Source organism: Streptomyces sp. 2-1 (assembly GCF_048564895.1).
GTDB classification, from domain to species: Bacteria; Actinomycetota; Actinomycetes; order Streptomycetales; family Streptomycetaceae; genus Streptomyces; species Streptomyces phaeochromogenes.
Genome location: NZ_CP183383.1, coordinates 6007156 through 6033876, shown reverse-complemented (window position 1 = coordinate 6033876; position 26721 = coordinate 6007156). Strand labels below are relative to the sequence as shown.

General features: G+C 71.9%; 17 protein-coding genes, 1 tRNA gene and 1 riboswitch. Of the genes, 8 read left to right on the top strand and 10 right to left on the bottom strand.

Going from position 1 to position 26721, the window contains the following annotated elements:
• Nucleotides 1-76: 76 nt before the first annotated feature.
• The 3 genes from ACN20J_RS26720 to ACN20J_RS26710 all read right to left on the bottom strand — a co-directional run bounded on the left by ACN20J_RS26720 (nucleotide 77) and on the right by ACN20J_RS26710 (nucleotide 4098).
• Nucleotides 77-907, bottom strand: a complete 831-nt coding sequence (locus tag ACN20J_RS26720; RefSeq protein WP_190230907.1) for a class I SAM-dependent methyltransferase — start codon at nucleotides 905-907, stop codon at nucleotides 77-79.
• 56 nt (nucleotides 908-963) lie between these two features.
• Complete coding sequence (locus ACN20J_RS26715; protein ID WP_190230906.1) at nucleotides 964-2610, bottom strand: ATP-binding SpoIIE family protein phosphatase; 1647 nt, start codon at nucleotides 2608-2610, stop codon at nucleotides 964-966.
• Between the two features lie 123 nt (nucleotides 2611-2733).
• Nucleotides 2734-4098, bottom strand: a complete 1365-nt coding sequence (locus ACN20J_RS26710) for an NAD(P)/FAD-dependent oxidoreductase (protein ID WP_190230905.1) — start codon at nucleotides 4096-4098, stop codon at nucleotides 2734-2736.
• 378 nt (nucleotides 4099-4476) lie between these two features.
• Here ACN20J_RS26710 and ACN20J_RS26705 point away from each other — a divergent pair, with 378 nt between their 5' ends.
• Both ACN20J_RS26705 and ACN20J_RS26700 read left to right on the top strand, forming a co-directional pair.
• Nucleotides 4477-5271 (top strand): TetR/AcrR family transcriptional regulator, encoded by a 795-nt coding sequence (locus ACN20J_RS26705; RefSeq protein ID WP_055618114.1) that lies wholly within the window; start codon nucleotides 4477-4479, stop codon nucleotides 5269-5271.
• A gap of 299 nt (nucleotides 5272-5570) precedes the next feature.
• Nucleotides 5571-7517, top strand: coding sequence for a sigma-70 family RNA polymerase sigma factor (locus ACN20J_RS26700; protein ID WP_419666967.1), 1947 nt, complete (start codon nucleotides 5571-5573; stop codon nucleotides 7515-7517).
• Between the two features lie 76 nt (nucleotides 7518-7593).
• Here ACN20J_RS26700 and ACN20J_RS26695 read toward each other — a convergent pair whose 3' ends face one another.
• Together ACN20J_RS26695 and ACN20J_RS26690 are read right to left on the bottom strand one after the other, a co-directional pair.
• Nucleotides 7594-11001: a BTAD domain-containing putative transcriptional regulator gene (locus ACN20J_RS26695; RefSeq protein ID WP_419666966.1), complete on the bottom strand. Its 3408-nt coding sequence runs from the start codon at nucleotides 10999-11001 to the stop codon at nucleotides 7594-7596.
• Between the two features lie 456 nt (nucleotides 11002-11457).
• Entirely contained in the window at nucleotides 11458-13551 is a 2094-nt protein-coding gene (locus tag ACN20J_RS26690; protein ID WP_189841669.1) for an asparagine synthase-related protein, read from the bottom strand.
• 775 nt (nucleotides 13552-14326) lie between these two features.
• Between ACN20J_RS26690 and ACN20J_RS26685 the strand changes: the two genes are divergently transcribed.
• The 4 genes from ACN20J_RS26685 (at nucleotide 14327) to ACN20J_RS26670 (ending at nucleotide 19885) form a co-directional block, all read left to right on the top strand.
• The gene (locus ACN20J_RS26685; protein ID WP_143643663.1) at nucleotides 14327-15751 is read left to right on the top strand and encodes an MFS transporter; all 1425 of its coding nucleotides are present in this window, start codon (nucleotides 14327-14329) and stop codon (nucleotides 15749-15751) included.
• A 367-nt stretch (nucleotides 15752-16118) separates the two neighbouring features.
• The gene (gene lhgO / locus ACN20J_RS26680; protein WP_419666965.1) at nucleotides 16119-17330 is read left to right on the top strand and encodes an L-2-hydroxyglutarate oxidase; all 1212 of its coding nucleotides are present in this window, start codon (nucleotides 16119-16121) and stop codon (nucleotides 17328-17330) included.
• Between the two features lie 299 nt (nucleotides 17331-17629).
• On the top strand, nucleotides 17630-18436 hold the full coding sequence (gene trmB / locus ACN20J_RS26675) for a tRNA (guanosine(46)-N7)-methyltransferase TrmB (RefSeq protein WP_190230901.1): 807 nt from the start codon (nucleotides 17630-17632) through the stop codon (nucleotides 18434-18436).
• A 150-nt stretch (nucleotides 18437-18586) separates the two neighbouring features.
• Nucleotides 18587-19885 carry a PrsW family intramembrane metalloprotease gene (locus ACN20J_RS26670; RefSeq protein ID WP_190230900.1) on the top strand — a complete coding sequence of 433 codons (1299 nt, stop codon included), beginning with the start codon at nucleotides 18587-18589 and terminating at the stop codon, nucleotides 19883-19885.
• A gap of 99 nt (nucleotides 19886-19984) precedes the next feature.
• On the opposite strand, the gene ACN20J_RS26665 is transcribed toward ACN20J_RS26670, so the two are convergent.
• The 5 genes from ACN20J_RS26665 to ACN20J_RS26645 form a co-directional block, all read right to left on the bottom strand.
• Nucleotides 19985-20929 (bottom strand): aldo/keto reductase, encoded by a 945-nt coding sequence (locus ACN20J_RS26665; RefSeq protein WP_419666964.1) that lies wholly within the window; start codon nucleotides 20927-20929, stop codon nucleotides 19985-19987.
• A 130-nt stretch (nucleotides 20930-21059) separates the two neighbouring features.
• Nucleotides 21060-22109, bottom strand: coding sequence for a M23 family metallopeptidase (locus ACN20J_RS26660; protein WP_361988306.1), 1050 nt, complete (start codon nucleotides 22107-22109; stop codon nucleotides 21060-21062).
• A gap of 11 nt (nucleotides 22110-22120) precedes the next feature.
• Nucleotides 22121-22276, bottom strand: a riboswitch (cyclic di-AMP (ydaO/yuaA leader).
• A 289-nt stretch (nucleotides 22277-22565) separates the two neighbouring features.
• Nucleotides 22566-23684 carry a PP2C family protein-serine/threonine phosphatase gene (locus tag ACN20J_RS26655; RefSeq protein ID WP_419666963.1) on the bottom strand — a complete coding sequence of 373 codons (1119 nt, stop codon included), beginning with the start codon at nucleotides 23682-23684 and terminating at the stop codon, nucleotides 22566-22568.
• A 147-nt stretch (nucleotides 23685-23831) separates the two neighbouring features.
• Nucleotides 23832-23905, bottom strand: a tRNA-Met gene (locus ACN20J_RS26650).
• A gap of 157 nt (nucleotides 23906-24062) precedes the next feature.
• Nucleotides 24063-25202 (bottom strand): dihydrofolate reductase family protein, encoded by a 1140-nt coding sequence (locus ACN20J_RS26645; RefSeq protein ID WP_364198062.1) that lies wholly within the window; start codon nucleotides 25200-25202, stop codon nucleotides 24063-24065.
• A gap of 149 nt (nucleotides 25203-25351) precedes the next feature.
• On the opposite strand from ACN20J_RS26645, the gene ACN20J_RS26640 reads away from it, so the two are divergent.
• The gene (locus tag ACN20J_RS26640; protein ID WP_190230895.1) at nucleotides 25352-25888 is read left to right on the top strand and encodes a MarR family winged helix-turn-helix transcriptional regulator; all 537 of its coding nucleotides are present in this window, start codon (nucleotides 25352-25354) and stop codon (nucleotides 25886-25888) included.
• A gap of 152 nt (nucleotides 25889-26040) precedes the next feature.
• A complete protein-coding gene (locus ACN20J_RS26635; RefSeq protein WP_419666962.1) occupies nucleotides 26041-26667 on the top strand; it encodes a GTP cyclohydrolase II in 627 nt (208 codons plus the stop codon).
• Nucleotides 26668-26721 lie beyond the last annotated feature (54 nt).

Here is a 26721-nt window from a genome sequence, read left to right as displayed (position 1 = left end):
ACGGAGCAAGAGGAACTGAGGACGGCCGTCACCACTGATGTGGTGGCGGCCGTCTTGTGTATTCGCGTGGCGGTGCTCAGTGGATGGCTGTCACCAGGGTGGATGTGAACGGGAGCGTTGCCGTGCCGTCGGGGTTCGTGTGGTCGGTGAGGGTCGCGGCCACCGCCTCGGCGGCCTGGGTAAGGCGGTCCGGGCCGCCTGCGTCCTCGATGGCCTGGCCCCAGGGGACGGCCGAGAGGTGGCCGCGGGCGAAGGCGGCGAGCGGGGGCAGGGTGATGCCGAAGGTGACGTCATGGCTGACCACGTCGTGGAAGCCCGCGTCGGTCAAGGCGGCCGTCAGGCGTTCGGCGGGGCAGGAGAAGGCCATCGCGAAGTGCGCCTCGGCCTCCGGGCCGCCGTACTCGGTGATGGCGCGGTCGTGGGCCACGAAGTACGGGGAGCGGTCCCGGGCGGCCCAGGCCGTGGCGGCGAACCGGCCGCCGGCGCGCAGGACCCTGGACGCCTCGACGAGGGCCGCGCCGAGGTCGGGGAAGAACTGGACGCCCTGCTGGCAGAGGACGGCGTCGAACGTGTCGTCGGGGTAGGGGAGGCGGTCGGCGGGGGCCGGCGTGAACTCGATGTCCGGGTACATGCGGGGTGCCTTGGCGGCGGCAACCTTGAGCATGCCCTCGTTGAAGTCGGCGGCCGCGACATGGCCCGTGGGGCCGACCCGGGCGGCGGCCGCGCGGGCCACGAAGCCGGTGCCACAGGCGAGGTCGAGGACCTGGTGGCCGGGACACAGGTCCACGGCGTCCAGCACCGCCTCGACGAACGGTGCGTTGATCGGTGCGCCGTACTCCTCGTAGCGCTCGGGAGCGCTGCCTTTGAGCTGAAAGCCCGTTTCTTCTGCCTGGGGTGAGCTAGCCATGGGTGAGCTACTAGCACCGCGGGGCGGGTCCGACCAGATGCCGCGCGGCTCCTGGGTCAGGTGGTGCGCGGAAGTGCGAACTCGCACCAGACCGCCTTGCCGCCGCCCGGGGTGCGGCGGGAGCCCCAGTTCGAGGCGATGGTGGCGACGATCGCGATGCCCCGGCCGGACTCGTCGGCGGGCTCGGCGCGGCGGCGGCGCGGGAGGTGGTCGTCCCCGTCGGTGACCTCGACGATGAGGCGCCGGTCGGTGCGGCGGAGTCTGAGGCGCATGGGCGGGGTGCCGTGCTGGAGGGAGTTGGCGACGAGCTCGCTCGCGGCCAGTACGCCGAGGTCGTGCAGGTCGGTCGGGAAGCGCCAGCTGGTGAGGACGCCGGAGGCGAAGGCACGCGCGCGTGGGGCCGCCTCGACGCCGCCGAGCAGCTCCAGGGCGGCGTTGCGGAAGAGCTCGCTGTCCGGTCCCGTACGGGCCGGGTGCTGGAGGACCAGGACGGCGACGTCGTCGTCGTGGTCGGCGGTCACGCCCGCCGAGCGGACCAGGCGGTCGCAGACGACCTGCGGGGTGCCGGTGGCGCCGGCGAGGGCGCGCTCCAGGGAGGCGATGCCCTCGTCCAGGTCCGCGTCGCGGCGCTCGACCAGGCCGTCGGTGTAGAGCACGGCGGTGGAGCCGGGGCCGAGGGGGATCGAGCCGGAGGCGTGCATCCAGCCGCCCGTGCCGAGCGGCGGGCCGGTGGGTTCGTCGGCGCGCAGGACCGTGCCGCTCTCGTCCCGGACGAGGATCGGGAGGTGGCCGGCGGAGGCGTACACCAGCCGGCCCTCGTTCGGGTCGTGGACCGCGTACGCGCAGGTGGCGATCTGGTTGGCGTCGATCTCCATGGCGAGGCCGTCCAGGAGCTGGAGGACCTCGTGCGGAGGCAGGTCGAGGCGGGCGTACGCCCGGACGGCCGTGCGGAGCTGGCCCATGACGGCCGCCGCGCGGACGCCGCGGCCCATGACGTCGCCGATGACGAGGGCGGTGCGGCCCCCGCCGAGGGTGATCACGTCGTACCAGTCGCCGCCGACCGCGGCCTCCGTGCCGCCCGGGTGGTAGGTGGCGGCGACGCGCAGGTCGTCGGGCTCCTCGAGCTCCTGGGGCAGCAGGGAGCGCTGGAGGGTGACAGCGGTCTCGCGCTGCCGGCGCTCGCTGGCGCGCAGCCGCTCGGCGGCCTCGGCGTGGTCGGTGACGTCGGCGGCGAAGATCAGTACGCCACTCCCCTCGGGAGTGGCCGAGACCTCGACCGGTGTGCACGTGAACGTGTACGAGCGTCCGCCGGGGGCCTTGCGGGACTTGACCGTACGGGGCTTTGAGCTGCGCAGGACCTGGTCGAGGAGCGGCAGCAGGCCGATCTCGGCCAGCTCGGGGAGCGCGGTGCGGGCGGGCTCGCCTGCCGGGCGGACGCCGAAGGCCGCCACATAGGCGTCGTTCACGTACGCGAGGCGGTGGTCCGGGCCCTGGACCAGGGCGACGAGGGCCGGGATGCGGTCGAGGACCTCGCGGACCGGCAGCTCGTCGACGACGGGCAGGAGCGCCGCGTCGGACATCCGCTCGGCGCGTGCCGCGGGCACGGAGCCCTCCGAAGGGAGCGCCGTCGGCGAATCCTCGGTCCGCGCTGCCGCGCGGCGCTGCGTTCCGGGGAGCCGGGCGCTCCAGCGCGTGAAGTTCACAGTGGGACAGGCCTCGTGGGTTTGAAGGGCGAGCGGTCGGCCCGCCCATGGTGTGGACCAGTGTGTCCGACCGGACCGACATCCGTCAGACGCGGGCGCGGCCGGTGGAGTTCCTTGGTCCGGTCAGGACGACCCCTTCGGGTTCTGAGGAGGCTTTCCACCGGCCGCGAGTTCGAACTCCGCACGGGGATGTTCGAGCGAACCGAGGGAGACGATCTCCCTCTTGAAGAGCCCCGACAGGATCCATTCGGCGAGCACGCGGGCCTTGCGGTTGAAGGTGGGCACCCTGCTCAGGTGGTAGACGCGGTGCATGAACCAGGCAGGGTAGCCCTTCAGCTTGCGCCCGTAGACGAACGCGACACCCTTGTGCAGCCCCAGGGAGGCGACCGAGCCGACGTACTTGTGCGAGTACGTCTCCAGGGACTGGCCGTGCAGCGAGCGGGCGATGTTGTCGGCGAGGACCTTGGCCTGGCGCACGGCGTGCTGGGCGTTGGGGGCGGTCTCCGTGCCGGGCTCGGCGGCGGTGACGTCGGGGACGGCGGCGGCGTCTCCCGCGGCCCACGCGTGCGTGGTGCCGTCGACGGTCAGCTGGGCGGTGCACTTCAGTCGGCCGCGTTCGTTCAGCGGGAGGTCGGTGGCCGCAAGGACGGGGTGCGGTTTCACGCCGGCGGTCCACACGACCGTACGGGTCGGGAAGCGCGCCCCGTCGCTGAGGACGGCGACGCGGTCCGCGCAGGAGTCGAGGCGGGTCTCCAGGCGTACGTCGATGTTGCGGCGGCGCAGCTGGGTGACCGTGTACTTGCCCATGTCCTCGCCGACCTCGGGGAGGATGCGGTTCGAGGCCTCGACGAGGATCCACTTCATGTCGTCGGCCTTGACGTTGTGGTAGTACCGCGCGGCGTAGCGGGCCATGTCCTCCAGCTCGCCGAGGGCCTCCACTCCGGCGTAACCGCCGCCCACGAAGACGAAGGTCAGGGCGGCGTCGCGGATCGCGGGGTCGCGGGTGGAGGAGGCGATGTCCATCTGCTCGATGACGTGGTTGCGCAGCCCGATGGCCTCTTCGACGGTCTTGAAGCCGATGGCGTACTCGGCGAGCCCGGGGATCGGGAGGGTCCGGGAGACGGAGCCGGGGGCCAGCACGAGTTCGTCGTACGTGATCTGCTCGGGGCCCGTGCCCTCCTCCTCGGTGGCGAGGGTCGTGAGGGTCGCGGTGCGCTTGGCGTGGTCGATGGACGCGGCCTCGCCGATGACGACCCGGCACTGATCGAGGACGCGGCGCAGCGGCACGACGACATGGCGCGGTGAGATCGAGCCCGCGGCGGCCTCGGGCAGGAACGGCTGATAGGTCATGTACGGGTCGGGCGTCACCACGACGATCTCCACGTCGCCCCGCCTGAGCTCGGGTTTCAGCTTCCGCTGGAGCCCGAGAGCGGTGTACATCCCGACGTAGCCGCCGCCGACAACGAGAATGCGCGCACGTTCCTTCACTCACCCATGACGCACCGGCTACGGGAGTTTGTCCACAGGCCCGTCAATTTGTGTGACCGGGCGCCTGAGACGCGCACGGTTGGCCGATTTGCCGGAGTGCGGGGAAGCTTCGCAGGTCAGCGGGTGTGAGCGGGGTGGAAGTAGGGGGCGCAACCGGGACGTATGCGGCCCGTAGTCCGATCGGGGGGCGCTCCGTGCGGAACCTGCCCCTTCTGAATTGACTCCCACTCAACTATGTTCGTGTGTCATCGGGGTGTAGGGGGATGCGCTCGACGGGTTCGTGCGGCGAGACCGCGCGGCGAAGGCTGTTCCGCTCGCTCCGGCTGTCAATGGCGGGGAGAGTCTCCGGGGGGAGACGTCATTACCGGGGGAACACATATGCACATTCAGGACTCTCAATGGTCTTCCGCGTCTGCCATCGGAGCGGGCGGAGCGATCAGTGCGGCGGCATCGAACGGACGCGGCGTGGGGGACCCGTCGCGCACGACGCCACTGCGCGTGGACGCACAGCGCAATCTGGAGCACGTACTTCGAGCGGCCCGTGAGGTCTTCGGCGAGCTGGGTTACGGCGCGCCGATGGAGGACGTGGCGCGGCGCGCCCGCGTCGGTGTCGGCACGGTGTACCGGCGCTTCCCGAGCAAGGACGTCCTGGTCCGGCGGATAGCCGAGGAGGAGACCTCCCGGCTGACCGACCAGGCGCGCTCCGCGCTCGGCCAGGAGGACGAGCCGTGGTCGGCGCTCTCGCGCTTCCTGCGGACGTCGGTGGCCTCGGGCGCCGGGCGGCTGCTGCCTCCGCAGATCCTGCGCGTAGGCGTCGGCGACGAGGGGTCCGAGGGCACGGTCCTGGACGAGACGCGGGTGCCGCAGCAGCGGTCCCAGCCGCTCTCGCCCGAGCTGCGGCTCGTGGAGCAGCGGCCGGCTCCCCTGCAGGAGTCCGTCGAGGTCGTGTCGATCGAGGACGACGCCGGTGCGGCGCAGCTGCTGGAGGTCGTGGGGCGGCTCGTGGACCGGGCGCGTGCGGCGGGCGAACTGCGTGCGGACGTCACGGTGGCGGACGTGCTTCTGGTGATCGCCACTGCGGCGCCGTCTTTGCCGGATGCGGCTCAGCAGGCTGCGGCTTCGGCCCGGCTGCTGGACATCCTGCTGGAGGGGCTTCGGTCGCGGCCTGCGTGACGCGCGGTGCCTCCGGCGGCCTGCGGGTGTCTTCGGCGGGGCGGGTGTGGGTTCGTTGTCGGGTGCGGGGTCGTGGGGGCTGTTCGCGCAGTTCCCCGCGCCCCTTGACGGGCGCTTGCGTCAACTTGATGAGCGGGCAAGGTGGTTGAGTCTTCCCCGTTCGGGTGAACGGTAGTGCTGTGGTTCGGCAAGTCTCCACGGACGAGTGGTTGGTCCGTTCCTCCGGGTAACAGCGGTGGGTCCGTGTGGCACTCTTTCCCGGTGTTCGGGTCCGAGTGTGCAGGCGGGGGCTTTCCGCGATGAGCGTTGACGGGCGGGACGAGTCACCCGGTGAGGGTGGCACGGAGGCCGGTGGGCTGCCGTCGCCGCAGGTGCCGAGCCAGGGGGGCCGGGCCATGGGCACCCCTGCCGGAACCCCGGAGGACGTGCCGGCCAAAGGATCCGTCCCCGAAGCCGGCGTTCCGCCGCAGCGGGAGCGGCGCGAGTGGCACGACAGCGGTGTCCTGCCGCCCCCGATCGAGTTGCCGCCCGCCGACGCCGAGCTGATCGAGCGGATGCGCTCGGGCGACGACACCGCGTACGAGGAGCTGTTCCGGCGCCACGCGGACGCCGTCCGCCGGTACGCGCGCACCTGCTGCCGGGACGCCCACACCGCGGACGACCTCACGGCCGAGGTCTTCGCCCGCATGCTCCAGGCCGTACGCGGCGGGCGCGGCCCCGAGCACGCCGTACGCGCCTATCTGCTGACGACCGTACGACGCGTCGCGGCGAGCTGGACCAAGTCGGCGAGGCGCGAGCACCTGGTCGACGACTTCGCCGTGTTCGCGGCGCAGGCCGCGCGCGGCTCCGAGGTGTCCGACGACGACACGCTGGACCTGGGCGCCGACGTACGGGCGATGCACGAGGCCGAGCAGTCGATGGCCATGCAGGCGTTCCGGTCGCTGCCCGAGCGGTGGCAGGCCGTGCTCTGGCACACCGAGGTCGAGGACGAGTCGCCGAGCGACGTCGCCACACTCTTCGGGCTGGACGCCAACGGCACGCGCGTCCTTGCCAGTCGGGCCCGAGAAGGCCTCAAGCAGGCGTATCTCCAGGCCCATGTGAGTGTCACGCTCACCTCCGACGAGGAGTGCGCGCGCTACGCCGACCGGCTCGGCGCGTACGCGCGCGGCGGGTTGCGCACGCGTGCCGAGCGCGGGCTGCGCAAGCACCTCGAGGAGTGCGCCAAGTGCCGGCTCGCCGCCGGTCAGATCAAGGAAGTCGCCAGCGGGATTCCCGCGGTCGTACCGATCGCCGTCCTCGGCTGGTTCGGTGCCGCCGGGTACGCGAAGGCGGCGGCACTCATCGCGGGCGGGGCCGGCGTGGGTGCGGCCGGTGCCGCGGGGGCCGCGTCGGCGGCGGGCGGCGGCTCCGGAGGAGCCGGCGCCGGTGGCGGGGCCGCCGCCGAGGGGCTCGGGGCGCCCGTGAAGGCGGGCATCGCGGCCGGTGTCGTCGCGGCGGCCATCGCCGTGGTGGCGCTCGCGCTGGCCGGTGACGAGGTGAAGCCCAAGGACCCGGTGGCCAAGCCTGAACCGTCCCCGCCCGCCGTCGAACCGCGCGTGCCCTCGCCGTCGCCGAAGCCCCCGAAGGCGGAGCCCGCGCCGAACCGGCCGGTGCCGATCGTGGCACCCTCGCCGCGTCCCACGCCGAGCCCCACCCCGAAGCCGACGCCCACCCCCACACCCACACCCACTCCGAAACCGACTCCCCCGCCGAAGCCGACGCCCACGCCGCCCCCCGCACCGGCCCCGAAGCCGCCCCCTCCGCCCGCGCCCCCGGCGGTCTTCCAGTGGAACCAGCTGGACTACGGCGTCACCGGCGACGGCACCAAGCCCGAGATGCGGCTCGGCGAGAGCAGCTGGGTCTGGCAGCGGTACGGCATGTCGATCGCCGACAGGTCGTACGCGAACGGTGTCACCGTCCACGGCGCCTCCTCGGTCACCATCGATCTCAACCGCACGTGTTCCTCGTACGACGCGGTGGTCGGGGTCGACGACATGACGATGGGGCTCGGCCGGGTGCGGTTCTCCGTGTTCGCGGACGGGGCCCGGATGTGGCAGTCGGGGCTGGTCCAGGGCGGTCAGGGCGCGGTGCCCGTGCATGTGGATCTGACCGGCAGGAAAACGATCCGCCTGGTCGTCGAGCCGCATTCGCCCTTCGACTCGGTGGCGTTGGCGGACTGGGCGGATTCGCGGTTCCGGTGTCAGTGAGTACGTGGTCCACGCGGAGTGCGTGGTCCACGCGCCGGTGCCGGGTATCGGGCAACCGTGGGGTCCCGTGGCGGCGTCAGCGCGTGCCGGTGTGCGTGACGGCGGCCGAGGCCTCGGCCAGTTCATGCAGGACGTCGTCCGGGGTGAACGTCTCGCCGGTGCGCCGCTCGGTGTCGTACGCCGGTCGGCCCAGGTGGGACAGGGCGGCGGTCTCGATGCGGTCGATGTCCCGGCTGTAGGGCAACGGACGGGGGTGGCCCTGGCGCCAGCGGGAGCCCGCGGCGAGGAGGCGGACCACGCGCGCGTGGTCGTCGATGTCGCTGAGGACTCCCGCCGCCCGCTCGGCCAGCGTGGCGAGGACCACCTCCGAGCACCGCGCGGACACGGCCTCGCGCATGGTGTCGGCCAGTCTGCGCAGCCCGTGCCCGGGGCTCGCCTCGACCGCGATGAGTAGCGCGTCGAGGCCGTCCAGCGCGGCGAGGAACTGAGCCGGCGGCGTGCCGCGGTCCATCTCCACACGGGCCGCCTCGTGCAGCTCGCGGGCCCGTACGAAGTCCTGGTCGTCGAAGGCCATCTGCGACCGCATGAGAAGGACGAACGCCCTTGAGTCCGGCACCGCGTAGCGATCGGCCGCGGCCGTCGCCTCGTCCAGCGCCGCGAGAGCCGTGGCCCGGTCCCCCACGTAGTAGGCGATCTCGCCGAGGCGGGCGATGAGGAACGGCGTCTCCACATACGCCCCCACCTCGACCGCGAGCCGCATAGCGTCCTCGAACTCGCTCTTCGCCTCGTCGAAACGGCTGCGGGCCATGGCCGTCTCGCCGCCCGCGCTGCTCACCTGGGCGAGCATCCAGCGGTCCCCTGTGCGCCGGGCGACGGCCCGCAGCTCCACGAGGGTCTCGTCCACGCCCTCCATCCCGCCGGGGCTGTCCACGGCCACATGGACGCCGAACAGCAGGGCCGCACCGATCTCCCAGTCACCGCCGTGCTCCCGGCAGTTGACCAGTGACATCTCCATGTCGTGGCGGATGCCTTCGGTGTCGCCGAGAACGAACGCCATCAGCGGCCAGATGATGCCGGGGAACCGCGCCGCGTCCGGACCGCCCCGCGCCATGGTGGCCCGCACGCTCCTGGCGTACTCCTGCGTCCGCTCGTCCTTCAGCGGGACCTGGCCGAGCTCCGCCCTCAGGAAGAGATCCAGCATGCGCAGTTTCATACGGATCCGGTGCGAGGGGTGATCCTTCTCGGCCTCGGGGTCGGCGAGGTAGGCCTCCATGGGATCGACGGCGTCGAGGTCGAGCACCCCCTCCGGGGGACGTCTCCCGCAGCCGGGCGGTGGCGATGCCGGTACGTCGGAGGGGGCGGAGGCGTCGAAGGAGCCGGAGGAGCGTTGGTCGAGGGCTGTGCCCAGGCGCAGGACCTGGTCCGCCCAGGTCGCGCCCTCCCGGCGGAAGTTGCGCAGCCACCAGAACCAGCCCATGGCGACGGCGATGGCGCCCATCTCCGGCTCGTCGGCGGCGACGAGGCTCCGGTGGAGTGCCGCGCGGATGTTGTCCAGGTCGGACTCCAGGCGGCCGATCCACCGGAGCTGGTCGGCGGACCGCAGGAGCGGATCGGCCTCCTCGACCAGTGCGCGGACCCACGCGCGATGCCGGCGCTCGGCCGTGGCGCGCAGCTCGGGGGTCTCGGCGGCGCGCTCCGCCGCGTACTCGTGGATCGTCTCCAGCATGCGGTAGCGCATGCCGCCGGTCCCTCGCGTGCCCGGCGTCGCGACGACCAGGGACTTGTCGACGAGCGCACCGACGATCTCGGCCACCGGTCCGGTGCACACGGCCTCGGCGGCGTCCAGGTCCCAGCCGCCCGCGAAGACGGAGACCTCGCGCAGGACGGTCCGCTCGGCCTCGTCGAGCAGGTCCCAGGACCAGTCGACGACCGCGCGCAGGGTCTGCTGACGGGGCAGCGCCGTGCGGCTTCCGGAGGTGAGGAGGCGGAAACGGTCGTCGAGGCGGTCGGCGATCTGGCGCGGGGTGAGCATGCGCAGCCGGGCGGCGGCCAGCTCGATGGCCAGGGGCAGGCCGTCGAGGCGGCGGCAGATCTCGTCGACGGCGGCGGGGTCGTGGCCGACGTCGGCGTCCGGGTGCGCCGCGACCGCCCGCTCCGTGAAGAGGCGGTGCGCCGGGTCGGGGAGCAGGGGCTCGACCGGGCGCACGGACTCGCCGGGCACGCCCAGGGGTTCGCGGCTGGTGGCGAGGATCGTGAGCCCCGGGCAGTGGGTGAGGAGGGTCTCGGCGAGCTCGGCCGCGGCACCGATCACATGTTCGCAGTTGTCAAGGATCAGGAGCTGGCTGCGCGGGGCGCAGTACTCGATGAGCAGGGCGACCGGGTCGTCCTGCTGCACCGTCATCTCGTGGGTCTTCAGCACGGTCTCGCGCAGACCGAGGGCACTGACGACCGCGCTGGTCACCGCCTCCGGCCGGTCGAGCGGGGCGAGCTCGGCCAGCCATGCCTGCGGATGCCCGGCGGCGGCTTCCTCGGCGAGGCGGGTCTTGCCGGATCCGCCCGGTCCCGTGAGGGTGACGAGACGGACCCTGTGCAATTCGGAACGGATGGCGTCGAGTTCGGGTTCCCGGCCCACGAAGGAATTCAGGCGGGGGCGGATGTTGCCGGTGCGGTCGGCTCTTGAGGGGGTGGTGGGGGTGTACGGGTTCGGGGCCGGGCTCGGAGCGGTGACCGGTGCTGCCGGTGCTGCCGGTGCTGCCAGGACTGTCGGCTGAGGTGTCAGCAGTTCCCTGTGCAGGGCTCGGAGTTCCGGGCCCGGGTCGGTGCCGAGGCCGTCCGCCAGGGCTCGGCGGGCCGTCTCGTACGCGGCCAGGGCGTCCGCCGTGCGGCCCGTGTCGCGCAGGGCCCTGATGAGGAGGGCGTGCAGGGGTTCGTCGTACGGATGGGTCTCGGTGAGTTCTCTCAGCTCCGGTACGGCGTCGTGGGCGTGGCCGTTGCGCAGGTCCGCCTCCACGCGCGCGCGTGTCGCCTCCTGGCGGAGGGATTCCGGGCGGGTCGCGGCCGTCGTACGGTCCGGGAGGTCGGCCAGGGCGGGGCCGTGCCACAGGGCGAGTGCGTCGCGGAGGGTGCGGGCCGCTGTCTCCGGGGCCTCGTCCAGTTGCGCCCTGCCCTCGCGGACCAGGCGCTCGAAGACGAACAGGTCCACGTCCTCGGGGGTGGCGGCGAGGCGGTAGCCGCCCGGCTCCGATGTGATCGCGTCCTTGCCGAGGGCTCGGCGGAGGCGGGCGACGAGGGCCTGGAGTGCGGCGGGGGCCGCGTGTGAGGGGCTGTCCGGCCAGACGTCGTCGATGAGGGTCTCCGGAGACGTCGTTCGGCCCGCTCGCAGGGCCATCGCCGTCAGGAGTGCGCGGAGGCGGGGGCCGCCCAGGGGCACGTCCTTGCCCTGGGCGTCCGTAGCCTGGGTGACACCCAGGATTCTGTACCGCACGGGGCCATTGTCACCGGTCCGCCGCGGCGGGGCCGACCCTTTTCGCCCCCGCCGCCCCTTCCCATTCCCGACCTTTACCGGGGGGCTCCGCCCCCAGACCCCCGCATCGCGCTGACGCGCTCGTCCTCAAACGCCGGACGGGCTGGGGTGGGCGGGGGCCGGCGGGGTGGGTGGGGGACCGTGGGCGGGTGGGGATCGGCCTCAACGGCCTTGTCCTCAAACGCCGGACGGGCTGAGTGGGTGGGCGGGGGTCAGGGTGGGGTGTACGTGCGGGTTGGTCGTGGCTAGGTCGCGCAGTTCCCCGCGCCCCTAGAAATCTAGGGGCGCGGGGAACTGCGCAATCGTTCAGCCCCTCCGGCGTTTGAGGAGCGGGGGTTCGGGGGCGGAGCCCCTGAGTAAGGGATGGGAATGGGTAAGGGCGGCGGGGGCGAAAAACTCCCCGCCACCCGCTCCCCCCTACCCCCTCCTCGCCCCCGCCCCCAAAGCCCCCCGCTGAGGCCGAATCCCCGCAGGGACGGCCCTCTGCCGTGCAGGCGTCCCCGTCCAGCACGTCCCCCGGCGGTCCAGGAGTCGGCGGAGCCAGAGTTCGAGGGACACCAAGTCCGCGAGGCCCTCCAGGGGCAGGGCCTCGCCGTCGGCCGCCGCCCGGAGGGCCTTGCGGACGACTCGGGCCTCGACCAGGCCCGCCTGGGCGAGGAGAGGCGTGTCGAAGAGGGAGATCAGGTCGTCCACGGCTACGCGGAGCCCCGTGCGGGCCGCCGCCGTGGAGGACGCGTGGGACGGGGCACCCCAGCCGGGCGGCAGGTCGGCCACCCCGGCGCCCTCCAGGACCGTACGGAGGATCGCGGCCCGCGCCCCGGGCTGCACCCGCAGCGCCTCGGGAAGGGCCCGACAGGCGCGTACGACCTGGTTGTCGAGGAACGGGGCGTGCAGCCGCTGGAAGCGGACCTCCGCGGCCTGCTCCAGGATCCGGAGGTCCGAGGCGTGCCGCGCGAGGGCGGAACGCGCGCGGAAGTCGCCCGGACGCTGGCCCGGACCGACACCGCCCCGGGTCGTCGCCCCCGCCAGGCGAACCGATACTTCAGCGAGGGCCTCACCGGTGAGCCAGCGCGCGGCAGGCCCGGGTCTGGCCCACGTGAGCGCGGCGAGGGACGCCCCCACGGCACCTCCCGGCTCCTCGAACCGCTTGTGCAGCAGCCGGTCGGCGAGTCCCTCTATGCCGACGAGATACGGCGTACGGGACAGCTTGCGCGCCGCGCCGTACACGCGCGCGGGGACCATGACGGAACCGTCGGCCTTCGCCAACGCCGCGACGGGGCGCACCAGATGACGTCGTTTGCGGTCCATCAGCAGGTCGGCGAGGCGGGCCGGGTGCGCGTCGAGGACCTGACGCGCGCCGTATCCGGTGAAGTGGTCGGCGCTGCCCGAAGCCAGGCGCGCGCGGTGCCGGGCGGCCGTGACCAGGGAGGGCCCCGGCTCGTCCGTCAGCGGGCCCTCCAACTCGGCGTAGGGGAGAACCTCTTCGCCGCCCGCGACGACCACGTGGTGCAGTCGCGGATTGGCCGCCAGCGTGCCCGCCCGCTCCAGTTCGGCCTCGCGGCCCTTCACCGCCAGGTCGTTGAACGTGACGGCGAGGAGGCGTTCGCCGGCGCCCGTGCCATGACCGAGGACCGTGCCGGGCGCGCCCGGGAGGCCGGCGGCGAGGAGGGCGAGCGTGCCGGAGGCCGGTCCTCCGGAGAGGTCGGCTCCTATGCCGGGCACGGGCATTCCCCGGGCCGCGCGCCGCTCGGCAGGGCCCATACCCGGGACGGGACCGGGGTCAATGTCCGCCCCTGGTACGTGCCTTGGGGCGGCGAGTCGTGCGCGTACGGCCTCGACCAACGCGTCGCGTACGGCGGCCACCGCACTGTCGGGGTCGGTGGTCGCGGCGGCCACGGCGAGGGAGGCCACCTGCTCGTACCCGGCGATCTCCCGTGCCCCCGCGCGCAGGATCAGCGCGTGCCCCGGCGGAATGCGCCGCACACCCTCGTACGGAGTCGAGTCCTGGAGCGCGGCCGGTACGTCGGGAGCGGCGAGCAGAGCCGCCAGGTGCCCGAAGTCGAGGTTGGCCTCGATGAGGTCGGCGAGGGGGAGGGCCGCGGTCGAGTACGCCGTGCCGCCCGCCCAGGGGGTGTAGAACACCGGCCTGACGCCCGCCAGATCGCCGCAGACCATGAGGCGGCGGCCCACCTGGACGACGGCGGTGTAACTGCCGGACCAGGCCGTCAGATGCCGAAGTGCCCCGCCGCGCGCGGCGAACAGGCCCACGCGCAGTTCCTCGTCGGAGGCGCCGCAGGTGCCGAGCACCGCCATGCGGTTCTGCTCGTCGGCCTTGACGACACGCACCTCGTCGGGGCGCCAGTCACCGACCGCCCAGAGCGGATCGGGGTCGCCCCACAGGAGTTGGGACCCCACCGGGTGCACCGTCTCGCCGTCGCCGCCCGTCGCTCCCGCCGAACCGATCTCGGGCGCACGAGCGGCGGTACTGCTCCATCCCACCAACCACCGCATCGCCGCCTCCACAGGCTGTGGACAACCAGTGCACCGTACGAACCGGTCACCATGCTGCCACGAAGAATGCGCCCGGGAGGGCCGGTGCGGCCGCTTGTGCTCCCCGGAGTGCGCCCCTGGGAGATGCCCGCGAAAAAGCGAACGCACGCGCGACGAGCGGCGATCGCGCAGAATTTACCCAAGAGCGACGACGTGAATGCGCCCCCGGTACGCTCCCCAAAAACACCTAACGCGCCCTCAAGTCCCATGGTGGGAGGGTTATTTGACCTCTTAAGGCATGGGCGATATTCAGCCAAATCGGTGATGGACGAACACCCGTGCACACGCTCCGTACATGCTGTGCGCAACGCACAGTCCGGGAGGCGGAGTCCGCCTCCCGGACCGGTCCGCCGCCCGCGGGGATGTAGGCGGCGGTGTCCCCCAGCCCACTGGATCCAGTACAGCGGGCCGACCCACGCACGATCCATGGAAGCGCTCCCCCGATGGCCGGAGAAGAGCGCACGGACGGGCGCACGGCCACACAGCGGGAGCACGACACGACGCTCTGTGCTTGCCCACGGGCCACAATCCCGCCATCCGGAACAATGCCCCTTAACGCTTGGGATGCGGCGAACTACCCTGTGTTTGCCTGTGTTTTCGCGGGAGGCATATTCCTGAGGGCTCGGCCACGTGCTTTTGCGGGTGGGGTTCCAGGGGTTGGCGCCCGGGAAGACGCAGCACGAATGCCGCTGGGCCACCACCCGCGCGGCAGCCGTCTGTGTCGAGGGGTGGCGCAATGTCCAGGGAGCAACGCGGGCCGAACGAAAAACTCGGCGCCGTTCTCGCCCTCGCGGGAATCAGCAACGCAGGACTCGCCCGACGCGTCAACGATCTTGGCGCTCAACGCGGGTTGACTCTTCGCTACGACAAGACGTCGGTGGCGCGCTGGGTGTCGAAAGGCATGGTGCCGCAGGGTGCCGCGCCGCACCTCATCGCGGCCGCCATCGGCCAGAAGCTCGGCCGCCCGGTGCCGCTCCACGAGATCGGCCTGGCGGACGCGGATCCCGCACCCGAGGTGGGCCTCGCCTTCCCCAGGGACGTCGGACAGGCGGTGCGCTCCGCCACGGACCTGTACCGCCTCGACCTCGCCGGCCGCCGGGCGGGCTCCGGCGGCATCTGGCAGTCGCTCGCCGGATCATTCGCAGTGAGCGCATACGCAACTCCCGCTTCCCGGTGGCTGATAACCCCGGCCGACAGCTCGGTGGCACGGGACGCCAGCCCGCTGGAAGGCTCCGGAGCACCGCTGAAAGTCGGCCACAGCGACGTACAGAAACTGCGGGAGGCCGCCGAGGACGCCAGGCGCTGGGACTCCAAGTACGGAGGCGGCGACTGGCGTTCGTCCATGGTGCCGGAGTGCTTACGGGTCGAGGCGGCACCCCTGCTGCTGGGCTCGTACTCGGACGAGGTCGGCCGCGCCCTCTTCGGAGCCAGCGCCGAACTCACCCGCCTGGCCGGCTGGATGGCGTTCGACACGGGCCAGCAGGAGGCCGCCCAGCGCTACTACATCCAGGCCCTGCGCCTGGCCCGCGCCGCGGCCGACGTGCCCCTCGGAGGCTACGTACTGGCCTCCATGTCCCTCCAGGCGACCTACCGGGGCTTCGGCGACGAGGGCGTCGACCTCGCCCAGGCCGCCCTGGAGCGCAACCGGGGCCTGGCCACCGCCCGCACGATGAGCTTCTTCCGCCTCGTCGAGGCACGGGCCCACGCGCGCGCGGGTGACGCCCAGGCGGCCGGCGGAGCCCTCAAAGCCGCCGAGGGCTGGTTGGAGCGGGCCCGGGACGGCGACCACGACCCGTCGTGGCTCGGCTTCTACGGCTACGACCGCTTCGCCGCCGACGCGGCCGAGTGCTACCGCGACCTGAAGGCCCCGCGCCAGGTCCGCCGCTTCACGGAGCAGGCCCTGTCGAAGCCGACGGAGGAGTTCGTACGCTCCCACGGGCTGCGCCTGGTGGTGTCCGCGGTCGCCGAACTCGAGTCGGGCAACCTCGATGCGGCGTGCGAGCAGGGGGTGCGAGCGGTGGAGGTCGCCGGGCGCATCTCGTCGGCCCGCACGACGGAGTACGTGAAGGATCTCCTTCACCGCCTGGAGCCGTACGGGGACGAGCCGCGGGTGGTGGAGCTGCGCGAGCGCGCCAGGCCGTTGCTGATGGCACCGGCCTAGTGGAGGCCCCCTGAGCATCTACGGGGCTGAGATGGTCTTGGGGGTGCGGTTGGTCTGTGGCTGGTTGCGCAGTTCCCCGCGCCCCTGAAGGGGCACGTCTGCGTGACCGGGACCAATCAGGAGACGGCCGGCCACCATGAAGGTGACCGGGACCACGCGCCTCCGCCGACTCGTGCCTCAGGTGGCGTGTCGTGATCGGGATCACGTGCGGCCGACAAACGTGACCGGGGTCTTCTGCCCCCGGTGACGTGACCGGGGTCTCCTGCCCCCGGTGGCGACCCCTGTCATTCTGTGGGTTTGAGCGGGTTGTCAGTGGCGCAGTGCACTATCGGGGGTGGGAGTCGGAGGCTGGAGGTGGGGCGGGCAGATGGGGCGGAAGGTCGCTTACGACTGTGACGTGCTGGTGATCGGCGGCGGGATCGTCGGTCTGTCGACGGCGTATGCGATCACGCGTGCCGCGCCGGGCACGCGGGTGACGGTGCTGGAGAAGGAACCGGGCCCTGCCCGGCACCAGACGGGGCGCAACAGCGGCGTCATCCACAGCGGGATCTACTACCGCCCGGGCTCCCTCAAGGCCCGTTTCGCCGTGCGGGGCGCCGCCGAGATGGTCAAGTTCTGCGCGGAGTACGGCATCGCCCACGCGGTCACCGGCAAGCTGATCGTCGCCACGGAGCGCGAAGAGCTGCCCCGCCTGCACGCACTGGTCCAGCGAGGCCGGGAGAACGGCATTCCGGTCCGCGAGCTCGGCGCCTCCCAGATCGCGGAGTACGAGCCCCAGGTGCGGGGCCTCGCCGCGATCCACGTGACCACGACAGGCGTATGCGACTTCGTGGGCGTGGCCCGCCAGCTCGCAGACGCGTCCGGCGCCCACATCAAGTACAACGCCGAGGTCACACAGATCGACCGCCGCCCCGACCTGGGAGTGGCGGTCCGCACGACCGACGGCACGATCACCCGCGCCCGGATCCTGGTGAACTGCGCAGGCCTCCACTGCGACAGAATCGCCCGCCTCACGGGCGACGACCCCAAAATGCGGATCGTCCCCTTCCGAGGCGAGTACTACACCCTGGCCAGGCCCTCCCTGGTCAACGGCCTCGTCTATCCCGTCCCGGACCCGGCCTTCCCCTTCCTCGGCGTCCACCTCACCCGGGGCATCGACGGAAGCGTCCACATCGGCCCCAACGCGGTCCCGGCCCTGGCCCGAGAGGGCTACGACTGGCGGACCGTGCGCCCCCGAGAACTGTCGGAGACCCTCACCTGGCCCGGCTCCTGGCGCATAGCCCGCCGCCACTGGCGCTACGGAGCCGGCGAAGTACACCGCTCGGCGTCGAAGCACGCCTTCACCAAGGCAGTCCGCCGCCTGCTCCCCGCCACCACCCCCGACGACCTGATCCCGGCCGCCGCAGGCGTCCGAGCCCAGGCAGTCCTACGCGACGGCACCCTCCTGGACGACTTCCTGATCCAGGAATCCCCCCGCACGGTCCACGTACTCAACGCCCCCTCCCCCGCAGCCACAGCCTCCCTCCCCATCGGAAGAGAAATCGCAGCCCGAGCCCTCAGATCAATGACAACCACCTGAGCCCACACACATAGACACGTATATGGATACTTATGTGTCTATATACGCGGGTGGGGACAGCGGCAGGTGAGGGCCCCACGAACGAAGGGGCCGTGTCGGTACGTCGAGTCCGCCGCATAGAGCTCCTCCAAAAGACGGCTCCCTCCAAACCGACGGCCGTACACCCGGAACGCGGCGGACTCGACGTACCGGCGCGGCCCCGCCCCACACCGCCCCGCCCCACACCGCCCCGCACACCCCCCAGAGCCACCAAGCCCACCAAGCCACCCCACCCCTCCACCCCGTAAAATCGACGCACTGTGTCTGACTCCTCCACACCCCCCAACCCGACGAACGCCGACAGGAAGCCCCGCCCAAAGGGCGAACCCCGCTTCCCCGACGGCCCCCGCCCCGACCCCGCCGGCTCCCACTTCGAACGAAGAATCCGCAGCTTCCAGCCCCGCAGAAGCCGAGTGACCCAGGGCCAGGCGGACGCGCTGCAGCGCCTGTGGCCCAAGTGGGGCCTGGACATCGACGGCCGCCACCCCCTCGACCTCAAGGATCTCTTCGCCGCCGACATCCCGGTCGTCCTGGAGATCGGCTTCGGCATGGGCGAGGCCACCGCCCAGATGGCCACCGACGACCCCACCACCGGCATCCTCGCCGTGGACGTCCACACCCCGGGCCAGGGCAACCTCCTGAACCTCGCGGACCGAGCCGGCCTCTCCAACCTCCGCGTGGCCAACGGCGACGCGATCATCCTGCTCCGCGAGATGCTGACCCCGGACTCCCTCGACGGCCTGCGCGTCTATTTCCCGGACCCCTGGCCGAAGAAGCGCCACCACAAGCGCCGCCTGATCCAGCCGGAGTTCCTCACCCTCGCCGCGTCCCGCCTCAAGCCGGGCGCACTGCTGCACTGCGCGACGGACTGGGAACCGTACGCCGAGGTCATGCTCGAAGTCCTCACCGCCCACCCGGACTTCGAGAACACCCAGCCGGACGGCGGCTACGCGCCACGCCCCGACTTCCGCCCCCTGACGCGTTTCGAGGGCCAGGGCCTGGACAAGGGACACGTGGTGAACGATCTGCTCTTCCGCCGCGTACGGCATACCGCGGACAGCGAGTAGGGCCGCACGCCACACAACACACGAAGTACGGGCTGAAGACGCACACAAGGCGGAGCCACACAACGCACCGCCCGGCACCGCCCCCCGCGCCTCGCGCCCCCGACAGTGCGCTCTCGCGGCCCACGCCCCTCCCTCGTTAGGGTCTTTGTCATGGCCACCGGTCCCCCGCTCCCACCGCACCCCGGCTTCCCTCCCGGCATCCCCGCCGGAGGCGCCCCGCACTGGTGGCAGCGCAAGTGGGTCCGCTACAGCGCCCTGACCACCCTGCTCGCCCTCTCCGGCCTCGTCATCCTGGCCCTGGTCCGCAAACAGACCGGCACCGAGGGCTTCCTGGTGGGCCTGGGCCTGGCCGTACTGCCGGTCCCGCTCCTCGTCGCCGCGTTCCGCTGGCTGGACAGAGTGGAACCGGGCCCCTGGCGGAACCTTCTCTTCTCCTTCGCTTGGGGCGCCTGCGCCGCCGCACTGATAGCCATCGTCGCGAACAGCTTCGCGACGAGATGGATAGCGACGGCGACGGCGGACCCGTCCAGCGCCGACACCCTGGGCGCGACGGTCATAGCACCGATAGTCGAGGAGTCGGCGAAGGCAGCAGCCGTCTTACTCGTCTTCCTGTTCCGCAGGCGGGAGTTCACGGGAATCCTGGACGGCGTGGTGATAGCCGGAGTCACGGCGACCGGCTTCGCGTTCACCGAGAACATCCTGTACCTCGGTACGGCGTTCGGCACGGACCAGCTCAGCGGCGGCAGCGGCATCGCGTCCGTCACGGCGGCGACCTTCTTCGTACGCGTGATCATGTCGCCGTTCGCGCACCCGCTGTTCACCGTGCTCACGGGCATCGGCTTCGGCATCGCGGCGCTCTCGGCGGACCGCCACCAGGTACGCCGCGTACTGCTCCCGATCATCGGACTGCTGCTGGCGATGGGCATGCACGCGATGTGGAACGGCTCGTCGACGTTCGGCGAGTACGGCTTCTTCGCGGTCTACGCGGCGTTCATGGTCCCGGCGTTCGGCCTGCTGACCTGGCTGGTCATCTGGACCCGCCAGCGCGAACTGGGCACGATCCGCGACGAACTCCCCGCGTACGCGATGGCGGGCTGGCTGACGGCCCCCGAGCCGTTCGTCCTCGGCTCGATGAAGGCACGGCGGCTGGCCCGCGAGTACGCCACGCACCACGGCGGACGCGCGGCGGGAAGGGCGGTCGCGGAGTACGAGGCGTACGCGACGTCGCTGGCGTTCCTGCGCCACCGGGGCCGCAAGGGCCGAGCGGGCGCCGACTTCGTCGTAAGGGAACGGGAACTGCTCCACGAACTGTGGGCACGCCGCGAACCGGCCCGCCCGGCCCTCCTGTACGCGGCCCGGGCGACGGCTCCGGCACCGGTGGCACCGCAGTGGCAGGGCTACGGTTACCCGGCGCCAACGCCGTACACGTACAACCCGTACCGCTCGTAATAGGCGCGACCCCAAACCACAACGCGAACCCAAAAACGCAACCGCACCCCCCCAGCCCAAACCCCAGACGAATCCCCACCCCCAACCCCACCCCACCCCTCAGCCAGAAGCCGAGGTGAGCCTCCCCAGCTCCCCCTCCGTGAGGACGAGCCCGGCCACCCCCAGCAACGCCGGAAGCTGCTCGACCGTACGAGCGCTGGCGATCGGCGCGACGACGGTCGGCCGGGAGGCCAGCCAGGCCAGGGCCACGGTGGCGATCTCGACCCCGCGCTCCCGAGCGACCTCGTCGAGCGCGGCCAGCACCCGCGGCCCCCGCTCGGACTCCAGATGCGCCCCCGCGGACCCGGCCCGCGCGCTGTCGACGACGGAACCCGCCCGGTACTTGCCGGTGAGGAAGCCCGAGGCGAGCGAGGAGTAGGGGACGACGGCCAGACCGGCCCGGGAGGCGACGTCACGCAGCGGACCCTCGTACGAGTCGCGGGAGACGAGGTTGTACCGGGGCTGCAGCGCGACGTACCGCGCAAGGCCCTCGCGGTCGGAGAGGTCGAGGGACTCCTGGAGCCGCTCGGGGGAGAGGTTGGACGCGGCGATCGCGCGCACCTTGCCGGCGCGGACGAGCTCGTCCAGGGCGGTGATGATCTCCTCGACCGGCACGGACGGGTCGTCGAAGTGGGTGTAGTACAGGTCGATGTAGTCCGTCTTCAGCCGCCGCAGGGAGGCATCGGCCGCGGCCTTGATGTTCGCCCCTGACAGACCCTTGTACCGGGGGTGCGCACCGACCTTGGTGGCGACGACGACGTCGGCGCGGTTGCCGCGCGCGGCGAGCCAGTCGCCCAGGACGGTCTCCGACTCACCGCCCTCGTTGCCCGGCACCCAGGCCGAGTAGGTGTCGGCGGTGTCGACGAAGTTCCCGCCCGCGGCGGTGTACGCGTCGAGCACGGCGAAGGACTGCGCCCGGTCGGCGGTCCAGCCGAAGACGTTGCCGCCGAGGGAGAGCGGGAAGACGTCGAGATCGGACGAACCCAGCTTGCGGAGAGAGGTCATGGGTGGGTCAACGGCCGTACCGGACGGCCGTATTCCGCACCCAGGAACCTCTCAAGCCCTTCTTACCGGCGTACCGGTTGAGCTCTTACGAAGTGAGCTCTTACGAAGTGAGCCCTTACCGGGTGAGCCCTTACGGGGTGAGCCCCTTGCCACGCAGCCACGCCATCGGGTCGATGCCGTCGCCACCGCTGGTGTGGACCTCCAGGTGGAGGTGCGCCCCGGTGACGTTGCCGGTCGCGCCCACGCGGCCGATGATGTCGCCGGTGGCCACCTTCTGCCCGACGCTGACACCGATCGACGACTGGTGCGCGTACCAGAGCTCCGTACCGTCGTCGAGCGTGAGGACCGTGCGGTAGCCGTACGAGCCGTTCCAGCCGGCCTCGGTGATCGTGCCGCTGTGAACGGCCTTGATCGGGGTACCCGTAGGAGCGGCGAAGTCCAGACCCGTGTGCTGACCGGACGACCACAGCGCACCGGACTGCCCGAAGGTCGAGGTGATCGTGTACGAGGAGGTGGGCAGCGTGAACTGCTTGGCGAGCTCGGCGAGGCGCGCGGCCTCGGCCTTCTCCTTGGCCTCCTGGTCCGCCTTCTTCTTGGCGGCGGCGACCTTGGCCTCGGCGGCGTCCCGCTCCTTGGCGGCCTGGTCGGAGGCCTTCTTCGCGGCGGCGGCCTCGGCGGCCCGCTGGGCCTCGCGGTCCACCTGGTCCTGCTGCCGCTCGGCCTGGAGCATGATGCGGGCGCGCAGGGCCTCGCCCGCGTCCGAGTTGCCCTCCTCGGCGTCGGCGGCGGTGAGGCCGACGGCGGTGATCGGAGTGCTGGAGCCCTCGGGGGCGTCGTCGTCCGAGAACGGCGAGCCGACGTTCGGCAGGTCGGGGATCGAGATCGACACCGGGGGCTTGCCGGTCTGCGCGGTGGCCATGCCACCCGCACCGACGGCGGCTATGACACCGACGCCCAGAACGGTCGAGCTACGGGCGAGTCCACCGCCGCGCTGCTTGGCGACGCGGTGCCGGCCGCGGACGGGAAGGACGGTCTCCGCGCTGGGGTTCCAGACCTCCCACGTCTCCTCGTCCTTACGAGCGCCGTAGGCGAATGTGTCGGGCTTCTTCTCACCCGAGGACTCACCCGTCAACTCATCCGGTACGAACGAGGGTGTGAGGGCAGACCGGTTGGACGCCACGTAGGCGCACTCCTTTCCTTCCTTCTCGCCTACCGGGTTAGCTGACGGGTTCGGAGCAGGAAGGTCTCCTACGCGCGTCAACCGCGGTGCGCTACACCGCGAAGACGAGCGATTCACCCCAAGTGGTGGTTCCCCGGTTCCCTTGCGGGATTCGGCGCGTGCGCACGGAGCCGACTCTTGTGACGGCTGGGACGACCGCGCTGCGTTATCGAACGTTAATAGACCCGGGCACCGGATTCCAAGCTGTTCCTGATGATCGTTACGGCTCTTGGCCTGGACTTACAGGTCATGAGCGGGGTAAATCGGGCGAGTTGATCGACATTCAGGAATAGCAGTCCTGTTGATGGTGCGTCAGTTGTTGAGCGGAGGGACGCCGTTCGACTACGAACGGTGATATGGCCCGCCGAAAGAGCGACGCATCTCACGCCCGCCGCCATCACATGTGGTGCCGTGCCCTCACGGCCGCCGCACCGCGAGCAGTGCCATGTCGTCGGCGGCACCGCCCCCGGTGTGCCGCAGGACGTCGTCCAGTACCGCGGTGAGCAACGCGTCGGGCCCGGGGAAGACCCGCCCGGCCAGCCGCCGCGCCGGATCGTAGAAGACGTCCCGCCGGTCCCGCGCCTCGGACAGCCCGTCCGTGTGGAAGAGCAGCATGGCCCCGCCCGGGAACTCCTCCTCCTGCGCGCGGTCGGGCCAGGCCCCCAGCTCCCCCGTCCCGAGCGGCAGCGCGGGCTCCGGCGCGGAGAGCGTACGTACCTCTCCGTCGCCGTACAGCAGAAGGGGCCCGGGGTGGCCGCGGTTCACGAGGCGTACGACCGGGGTGCCGTGCGGGATCTCGGCGAGCACGGCGGTGGTGAAGTCCTCGAAGACCGCGATGATGTCGCGCCGGACGCCTTCGCGTGCGAGTGCCCGCTCCAGCCGCTGGGCGACCGCCTCCAGGCTCGCCTCCTGCTCGGCGGCCTCCCGGAAGGCCCCGATGAGTACGGCGACGACGCCGACCGCTCCCATGCCCTTGCCCCGTACGTCGCCCACGAGGAGCCGTACGCCGTGCGGGGTGTCCTGCACGGCGTACAGGTCGCCCCCGATGAACGCGCCCTCCTGCGCGGCCTCGTACCGTGCCGCGATCTCGAGACCACCGATCCGCGCGGCCGGTTCGGGCAGTACGGCCCGCTGGGCGGCCTCCGCGATCTCGCGGGCGGTGGCGAGGCGCGCGTTGCCGCGTCCCACGAGCCGGTTGATGCCGACGGCGAGCACGGCGGCCGTGGCCACGGTGAGGACCTCGGTGACCGCGCCCGCGTCGAAGGCGAACCTGAGGTGCACGAGGGCCATGCCCACGGTCGCCGCGATGCCCGTCCACACGGTGGCGCCGAGCGAGAAGAGGGGTGCGGCGATGAGCACGGCGGCCGTGAAGAAGGGAGCCGCGGTGAAGTCCTGCGGGGTGAGCAGGTCGTAACAGACACCCGCGACGATCAGCAGCGCCGGCAGCGCGCGGACGAGGGTGCGCTGGTACGAGGCGGTTCTCTCCACGGGCTCGACGTCCACGGGCTCGACCCGCACCGGCTCCTGCTCCTCCACCTGTCCAGGCTTCCGGGAGCGGGGGTGGCGGGCGAGCGGACGAGGACCGGGCGGGTGAAGACGCCTGCCCGCCCGAACACCCGAGGAGATGCCCGGGAAACACCTGAGGCCGGAATCCTTGATCGGATTCCGGCCTCAGGCCTTCAGTAGCGGGGACAGGATTTGAACCTGCGACCTCTGGGTTATGAGCCCAGCGAGCTACCGAGCTGCTCCACCCCGCGTCGTTAAGACCACTGTACGCCATCCGCGGGACCCAAAGCACACGCGTTAACTTCGCCCGCACTTCACCGGGTGGTTTGGTACGAAACGTGCCGATCGGCGGTGCGGGTCGGCCTGCGCATCGGCCGTACCGACGGGAAACGGGCCGGTCAGGTCAGGTCAGGTCAGATGACGGTTGGGCGCCTTCGCGTCGGCCTCGTACTCCGGGAGTACCAGGACGTCGGCGCCGGCCGCGGCCAGCAGCCCGCTGCCGTCCGCGCCCGCCACGAAGGTGTCCGGCTCCCGCCAGGCGGTCACGACCCTGCGTACGCCCGCGTCGAGGATCAGCCGGGCGCAGGGCGCGGGCCGGGACGCGCGGCGGGCGCATGGCTCCAGGCTGCTGTAGACGGTGGCGGTCGCGAGCCGCGGATCACCCGGCTCGATCTTGGCGAGGGCGGCCTCCTCGGCGTGGGACACGGGGTCGGACTCACGGGAGTACCCGCGGGCCAGCTCCGTACCGTCAGCCGCGACGACGACCGCGCCGACGCTGAACGCGGTCTGCGAGGGCGGGCACTCGGCGGCCAGTTCGCAGGCGAGGGCCAGCCATCGGTGGTCGGCGGCGGAGGGTACGGTCCCGGTGCCGGGCGCGGTGGGGACGTACCGCATGAGGACGACGTCCCCCACGGGCCGCGTCTCGACCAGCCGCAGCCGGTTGCGGGGGCCGCCCGGATAGTCGCCGGGCCCGAACAGGCGGGGCGCGTCCGGCTCCCCGACGACGAGGGGCGCGAGGGCGAGCTGCAGTTCGTCGGCGAGGCCCTGGCGGAGGAGCTGGGTGTGGACGCGTCCGCCGCCCTCGACCATGAGCCGCCGTACGCCGCGTACGTCGTGGAGGTGGGTGAGTACGGCCCGCCAGTCGACGTCGGGGCCCACGGACGCGACGTCGACGCCGAGGCCGCGCAGCGCTTCGGTGGCCCTGGTGGCCCCCTCGTCGGTCGTGTAGACGATCTTCTCGCCGCCCGTGGACCAGAAGTTGGCGTCGGGGTCGAGGTCGCCGCTGCCGCTGACGGTGACCTTCAGCGGGTACTCGGGCCGTCCGGCGGCGACGCGGGCCGCGCGGCGCTCGGCGGAGTTGACGAGGAGCCGGGGGTTGTCGGCGCGCAGGGTGCCCGCGCCGACGAGGATCGCGTCGGACTCGGCCCGTACCTCGTCGACCCGGTCGAAGTCGGCCGGTCCGGAGAGCAGCAGCCGTCCGGGGCCGGTGTCGTCCAGGCAGCCGTCGAGGGAGACGGCGGCGGACAACAGGACGTAGGGGTGGGGCATGAACGCGCTCGCTTTCGGAGGCAGAGCAGGGGGCTTGGCCGGGCGGCGGCCCGGTGTCGCCCGGACGACGACGGTCTGGGCTCAGGGTGGGCTCGGACTGGGCTCGGGCGGGGCTTGGTTCAAGTTTGAAACAAACCTACACTGGGGGCATGACGACCCGCTGGCTCACCCCCGAGGAGCAGCGCGCCTGGCGCGCGTACATCGCCGCCTCCCATCTCCTGGAGGACGCGATCGACCGGCAGCTCCAGCAGGAGGCCGGCATGCCCCACCTTTACTACTCCATCCTCGCCAACCTCTCCGAGGCACCGGGCCGCAGCCTGCGCATGACGGACCTCGCGGAGAGCACGAAGATCACCCGCAGCCGGCTGACGTACGCGGTGACCCGCCTGGAGAAGGACGGGGCGGTACGCCGCGAGGACTGCCCCATGGACAAGCGGGGCAGCGTCGCGATCCTCACGGACGAGGGGATGGCCCTGCTGGAGCGCACGGCCCCCGGCCACGTCGAGACGGTCCGCACGACGCTCTTCGACAAGCTGACCCCGGAGCAGGTGGGGCAGCTGGAGGAGATCTGCACGGTGATCGCACGGGGCCTGGAGGGGGACGACCCGCAGGCGGCCCCGGACGACGTGCCGTGGCGGCGCAGGTCGAGCCCGTGCGCGGGAGGGTCGGCGACGGGCGACGCATGAGGCCCGCGGGGACACACGGGCCTCATGGCAACCACCGGAACCACCACAATCACCTAAATCCGTTGCTTCAACTTTAAAGCATGGGGTAGTGTCTCGATTCGAGGATCTGCTTCAAATCTGAAGCAGGTGAGAGATCGGACCGGGAGAACCGCATGCCCGACTACCCCGCCGCCACCCAGCGCTCGCGCGTCCGGGTGCCGCTGCGTTTCAACGACGGCTACAGCGTCGACGCCGAGCTGGTCACCTTCCACGGCCTGACCGACGGCCAGGAACACGTGGCGATGATCCTCGGCACCCCTTCGGCCACGCCCCTGGTCCGCCTCCACTCCGAGTGCCTGACGGGCGACGTCTTCGGCTCGTCCCGCTGCGACTGCGGCCCCCAGCTCCGCGAGGCGGTCGAACAGATCGCGACCCGCGGCGGCGTGCTCCTCTACCTCCGCCAGGAGGGCCGGGGCATAGGCCTCTACAACAAGCTCGACGCGTACGCCCTCCAGGACGAAGGCCTCGACACGTACGCCGCGAACACGGCCCTGGGCCTTCCCGAGGATGCCCGTGACTACACGGCGGCGGCCCAGATGCTGCGAGCCCTCGGCATCACGGAGCTGGACCTCCTCTCCAACAACCCCGACAAGGCGGAGCAGCTCCGCGACCTGGGCATCACGGTCGGCCACCGCGTCCCGACGGGCGTCTTCACCACGGCCCACAACGTCCGCTACCTCCGCGCGAAGGTCCTCCAGACCCAGCACACCCTGCCGCTGGCAAAGCTGACGGCGGGCTGATCCCGGCCCCCGCACACGGAAGGGGTGACTCCGCGCGCCCACAGGGCAGAACGC